Origin of the sequence: Burkholderia sp. AU32262, assembly GCF_020419985.1 — a bacterium.
Classification (GTDB): Bacteria; Pseudomonadota; Gammaproteobacteria; order Burkholderiales; family Burkholderiaceae; genus Burkholderia; species Burkholderia semiarida.
Genome location: NZ_JAIZRS010000070.1, coordinates 1 through 1,402, shown reverse-complemented (window position 1 = coordinate 1,402; position 1,402 = coordinate 1). Strand labels below are relative to the sequence as shown.

General features: G+C 67.1%; 1 protein-coding gene. It reads left to right on the top strand.

Annotated elements, in window-relative coordinates:
* Nucleotides 1-1,401: amidohydrolase family protein (locus LGN10_RS33340; protein WP_226226286.1), on the top strand; the 1,401-nt coding region annotated here is incomplete at its 5' end.
* Nucleotide 1,402 lies beyond the last annotated feature (1 nt).

Sequence of the window (1,402 nt, the reverse complement as noted above, 5' to 3'; positions counted from 1 at the left end):
GTCGGCTATACGAAGGACACGCCGGAGCCGCCGGGCGGCACGATCCTGCGCGATGCCGGGGGCAATCCGACCGGCCTGCTGCTCGCGAACCCGAACGCGACGATCCTCTACGCGACGCTCGCGAAGGGGCCGAAGCTGCCGTTCGAGTATCAGTACAACTCGACGCGCCATTTCATGCGCGAGCTGAACCGGCTCGGCGTGACGGGCGTGATCGACGCGGGCGGCGGCTCGCAGAATTATCCCGACGATTACGAAGTGATCCGCAAGCTGCACGACGCGGGCGAGATGACGATCCGGATCGCGTACAACCTGTTCACGCAGAAGCCGAACGCGGAGAAGGAAGACTTCGTGAACTGGACGAAGAGCGTCAAGTACCACGACGGCACCGACTACTTCCGCAATAACGGCGCGGGCGAGATGCTGGCGTTCTCGGCGGCCGACTTCGAGGATTTCCGCGTCGCGCGGCCGGATTTGCCCGCGCAGATGGAGGACGATCTCGAAGGCGTCGTGCGCGTGCTCGCGGAAAACCGCTGGCCGTGGCGCATGCACGCGACCTATGACGAAACGATCAGCCGCGCGCTGGACGTGTTCGAGAAGGTCAACGAAGACATCCCGCTCGACGGGCTGAACTGGTTCTTCGATCATGCGGAAACGATCTCCGAGAAATCGATGGACCGGATCGCCGCGCTCGGCGGCGGCATCGCGGTGCAGCATCGGATGGCGTACCAGGGCGAATACTTCGTCGAGCGTTACGGCGCGCAGGCCGCCGAGGCGACGCCGCCTGTCGCGAAGATGCTCGGCAAGGGGCTCAAGGTGTCGGCCGGCACCGACGCGACGCGCGTCGCGTCGTACAACCCGTGGGTGTCGCTCGCGTGGCTCGTGACGGGCAAGACGGTCGGCGGCATGCGCCTGTATCCGCAGCGCAACCTGCTCGATCGCGAAACCGCGCTGCGGATGTGGACCGAGTACGTGACGTGGTTCTCGAACGAGGAAGGCAAGAAAGGGCGCATCGCGGTGGGGCAGCTTGCCGACCTCGTGGTCCCCGATCGCGATTTCTTCGCGTGCGCGGAAGACGATATCGCCGGCACGACCGCGTTGCTGACGGTGGTCGACGGGAAGATCGTGTGGGGCGCGGGGCCGTTCGCGTCGCACGACGCGCCGATTCCGCCGGCGATGCCGGACTGGTCGCCGGTGCGCGAGTTCGGCGGCTATGGCGGCTGGGGCGCGACGCAGCGCGCCGGCGCGCCGTTGCAGCGCGCGGCGGCCGCCGCGATGTGCGGCTGCGCGAACGAATGCAACGTTCACCAGCATGCGCACGCGAGCGCATGGGCGAACGCATTGCCGACGTCGGACGCGAAGGGTTTCTGGGGCGCGTTCGGCTGTTCGTGCTGGGCGGTCTGAC